The sequence below is a fragment of the Streptomyces sp. NPDC059853 genome (assembly GCF_042731495.1).
Lineage (GTDB): Bacteria > Actinomycetota > Actinomycetes > Streptomycetales > Streptomycetaceae > Streptomyces.
On the sequence record NZ_JBHWJL010000408.1, the window covers coordinates 1 to 3,616 of the forward strand.

Here is a 3,616-nt window from a genome sequence, read left to right on the forward strand (position 1 = left end):
GATCGTTCATCCGCCGGATGTCGTGCGGGTGCAGCCCGGTGGTCGGCTCGTCGAACACGTACGTCACATCGGTGAGGGAGGAGCCGAGCTGGCGGATCATCTTCACCCGCTGCGCCTCGCCGCCGGAGAGTGTCCCGGCGGAGCGGTCGAGGGAGAGGTAGCCGAGGCCGATCTCCACGAACGAGTCCAGGGTGTGCCGCAGCGCGGTCAGCAGCGGCGCCACCGACTCCTCGCGCAGTCCGGCGATCCACCGCGCCAGGTCGCTGATCTGCATCGCGCACGCGTCGGCGATGCTGACGCCCGCGATCTTCGAGGAACGCGCGCCCTCGCTCAGCCGGGTGCCGCCGCACTCCGGGCAGGCGGTGAAGGTGACCGCCCGGTCCACGAACGCCCGGATGTGCGGCTGCATCGCCTCCCGGTCTTTGGCGAGGAGCGACTTCCTGACCCGGGGGACCAGCCCCTCGTAGGTCATGTTGATGCCCTCGATCTTCATCCGGGTCGGCTCGCGGTACAGGAAGTCGTGGAGTTCCCGCTCGGTGTACGCGCGGATCGGCTTGGCGGGGTCGAAGAAGCCGGACGCCGTGTACAGCCGGTAGTTCCAGCCGCCCGCCTTGTAGCCGGGGACGGTGATGGCGCCCTCGTCGAGCGACTTGCCGGCGTCGTAGAGCCGGCTGAGGTCGATGTCGCTGACGCTGCCGCGTCCCTCGCAGCGCGGGCACATGCCGCCGGTGCGGCTGAAGGTCTGCTTGACGGCCTTGGTGGCCGTGCCCCGCTCCACCGTGATGGCGCCGCTGGCCCGCACCGAGGGCACGTTGAAGGCGAACGCGCCCGGCGGCCCGATGTACGGCCGGCCGAGCCGGCTGAAGAGGATGCGCAGCATCGCGTGGGCGTCGGTCGCGGTGCCGACGGTGGAGCGGGGGTCGGCCCCCATCCGCTGCTGGTCGACGACGATCGCCGTGGTCAGCCCGTCGAGCACGTCCACCTCCGGCCGGGCCAGGGCGGGCATGAAGCCCTGGACGAACGCGCTGTAGGTCTCGTTGATCAGCCGCTGCGACTCGGCGGCGATGGTGTCGAAGACCAGGGAGCTCTTGCCCGAGCCGGAGACGCCGGTGAAGACCGTCAGCCGGCGCTTGGGGATGTCGACATGGACGTCTTGGAGGTTGTTCTCGCGGGCTCCGTGCACCCGGATCACATCGTGATCGTCGGCGGTGTGGGTCATGGTTCAGCGGTCCTGGAGCAGTCCGAGGACGTTGCCGTCGGGGTCGGTGACGGTGGCCACCAGCCGGCCGCCGCCGACGTCGTGCACCGGCTCGTGGACGGTGGCGCCCGCGGCGGTCACCTCGGCCAGCTTGGCCTCGATGTCGGCGACGTGCCAGTACGCCACCGGGGACGTCATCGCCCGCGGGCCGCCGCCCGGGACCAGGCCGATCTGCTGGCCGGCCGCCTCGAAACCGACGTAGTACGGGGTGTCGGACTGGGGCGCGGTGCCGAGCAGCGCCGCGTAGACCGGCGTGGCGGCGGCCAGGTCGGACACCGGGTGCAGCACGGTCCTGACACCCTCGGTGGATGTACCGGACATGATCACTCCTGAGCGTTTTTCGATCGGTATTGCCTGGTCAGTCACGGTAATCGGCCCCCGCCGCCGGCGCTTCTCCATTCCTGACCGGTCTGGGGACACTGAACGGGTGACACGGCCCGCTCTCGACGACCTCGTCCGGCTGCGCCGCGCCCGCGACCGCATGGACCGCGCGTACGCCGAGCCGCTGGACGTCGCCGCGCTGGCCCGCGGCGCCCTGATGTCACCCGGCCACTTCTCCCGCAGCTTCCGGGCCGCGTTCGGCGAGACCCCGTACAGCTATCTGATGACCCGCCGCATCGAACGCGCCAAGGCCCTGCTGCGGCGCGGCGACCTCTCGGTGACGGAGGTGTGCATGGCGGTCGGCTGTACCTCGCTCGGCTCCTTCTCCGCCCGCTTCACCCAGCTGGTCGGCGAGACCCCGAGCGCCTACCGGGCCCGCCGCCACGACGACGGCGCCGCCATCCCGGCCTGCATCGCCAAGATCCACACCCGGCCGGTGAAGACCGGCCGGGGCGAGGGAGCACACCCGGCCGTCCGCCCGTAGCGTGAGCCCATGAACCTCACGATCTCCCAGTGCTTCATCGCCGTCGACGACCACGACCGGGCCATCGCCTTCTACCGGGACGCGCTCGGCCTCGAAGTCCGCAACGACGTCGGCTTCGAGGGCATGCGCTGGGTGACGGTCGGGCCGCCCGCCCAGCCGGAGGTGAGCATCGTCCTGGAACCGCCGCTCGCCGACCCCAACGCCTCCCCCGAGGACCGCACCGTGATGGCCGAACTCATGGCCAAGGGCCTGCTGCGCGGTGTGATCTTCGAGACGGACGACTGCGACGCGACGTTCGCACGGATCAGCGCGGCCGGCGGCGAGGTGCTCCAGGAACCGATGGACCAGCCCTACGGGGTGCGCGACTGCGCCTTCCGCGACCCGGCCGGCAACCTGCTGCGCTTCAACCAGCCGCTGCGCTGACCACGGTGGGCGCGCCGCGCCACCGGAACGGGTGAGTTCGCGGCCGGATCCTCATCGGCGGCCGGTGGCCGGGGTACGTCTGCACACGCCGTCGCCGCCCCGTCCGCCGGAAGGATCCCCCATGCGCGTCCTGTGCACCGCCCTGGCCTCGCCCTCGCACGGCCGGGCCCTGCTGCCCCTGGCCCGGGCGCTCGCCGGTGCCGGGCACGAGGTCACCGTCGTCACCACCGAGGCCGTCGCCCCGGTCTTCGCCGCCGACCGGATCACCGTGCGCCCCGTGCTGCCGGACGCCCCGGGCGCCGACGGCGACCTCGACTTCGACCCGGCCCAGGACATGTCCTCGCCCGACCACCCGCTGACCGCCCTGCTGGCAGGACCGTACGCGCTCACCGTGCTGGCCGTCCTGCGGGAGGTGGCACAGGAGGTACGGCCCGACGCCGTCGTCCGGGACGGCATGGACTTCGCCGCCGTCGTCCTCGCCGAGGCACTCGACGTACCCCAGCTGCCCTTCCCCAGCGGCTTTCTCAACCTGCTCGACCCCCGCCCTGTGCTGCCGGCGCTCAACGCGCTGCGGGCCGCCGCCGGGCTCCCGGCCCGCGAGGACCCGGCGAGCCTGTATCCGTACGGGCGGCTCGACTACATGCCCAGCGGGTACGGGTTCGCCCGCCACCCCACCACGGCGCTCGCCTACCGGCAGACCACCGCGGTCGAGGTGAGCGGCGCACTCCCGCCCTGGGCCGCCCGGCTGCCGGGCGAACGGCCCCTGGTGCTCGCCGCCCTCGGCACCGTCCTGCCCACCTTCCGCGAGGCCGGCCGCAAGGTGCCGTTGCCACCGGAGGCCACGGACCCCTCCACCACGCTGCGCACCATCGTCACCGGCCTGTCCGGGCTCGATGTCACGGCGGTGGTCGCCACCGGCGGCATCCCCCTGGACGGTGCGGAACCCGGCTCGAACAAACATCTCAAGGAACCGGTTCCCCAGCCCCTGGAGCTGGTCTGCGCCGTACTGTTAATAAACCACGGCGGCGACAACAGCAAGCCCGAGGCGGTGCGCACCCCCACCCCCAAGG

The 3,616-nt window shown here is 72.2% G+C and carries 4 protein-coding genes and 1 pseudogene; 3 read left to right on the plus strand and 2 right to left on the minus strand.

Annotated features, from left to right (window positions below; translation table 11 throughout):
• Positions 1 to 1,219: pseudogene (locus ACFV5N_RS25815) on the minus strand (excinuclease ABC subunit UvrA); the annotation flags it as partial.
• Between the two features lie 3 nt (positions 1,220 to 1,222).
• Entirely contained in the window at positions 1,223 to 1,579 is a 357-nt protein-coding gene (locus ACFV5N_RS25820) for a VOC family protein (protein ID WP_385604354.1), read from the minus strand.
• Positions 1,580 to 1,685: 106 nt separating this feature from the next.
• Between ACFV5N_RS25820 and ACFV5N_RS25825 the strand changes: the two genes are divergently transcribed.
• The 3 genes from ACFV5N_RS25825 to ACFV5N_RS25835 form a co-directional block, all read left to right on the plus strand.
• The gene (locus tag ACFV5N_RS25825; RefSeq protein ID WP_385604357.1) at positions 1,686 to 2,123 is read left to right on the plus strand and encodes a helix-turn-helix transcriptional regulator; all 438 of its coding nucleotides are present in this window, start codon (positions 1,686 to 1,688) and stop codon (positions 2,121 to 2,123) included.
• Positions 2,124 to 2,132: 9 nt separating this feature from the next.
• The gene (locus tag ACFV5N_RS25830) at positions 2,133 to 2,546 is read left to right on the plus strand and encodes a VOC family protein (protein ID WP_385604360.1); all 414 of its coding nucleotides are present in this window, start codon (positions 2,133 to 2,135) and stop codon (positions 2,544 to 2,546) included.
• A 121-nt stretch (positions 2,547 to 2,667) separates the two neighbouring features.
• A partial coding sequence (locus ACFV5N_RS25835) for a glycosyltransferase (RefSeq protein ID WP_385604362.1) occupies positions 2,668 to 3,616 on the plus strand: 949 nt, incomplete at its 3' end.

What these genes read in the sequence shown, in the direction of transcription:
- ACFV5N_RS25830 (WP_385604360.1), top strand. Translation starts at nt 2,133, where the DNA reads ATGAACCTCACGATCTCCCAGTGCTTCATCGCCGTCGACGACCACGAC.
- ACFV5N_RS25820 (WP_385604354.1), bottom strand. Translation starts at nt 1,579, where the DNA reads ATGTCCGGTACATCCACCGAGGGTGTCAGGACCGTGCTGCACCCGGTG.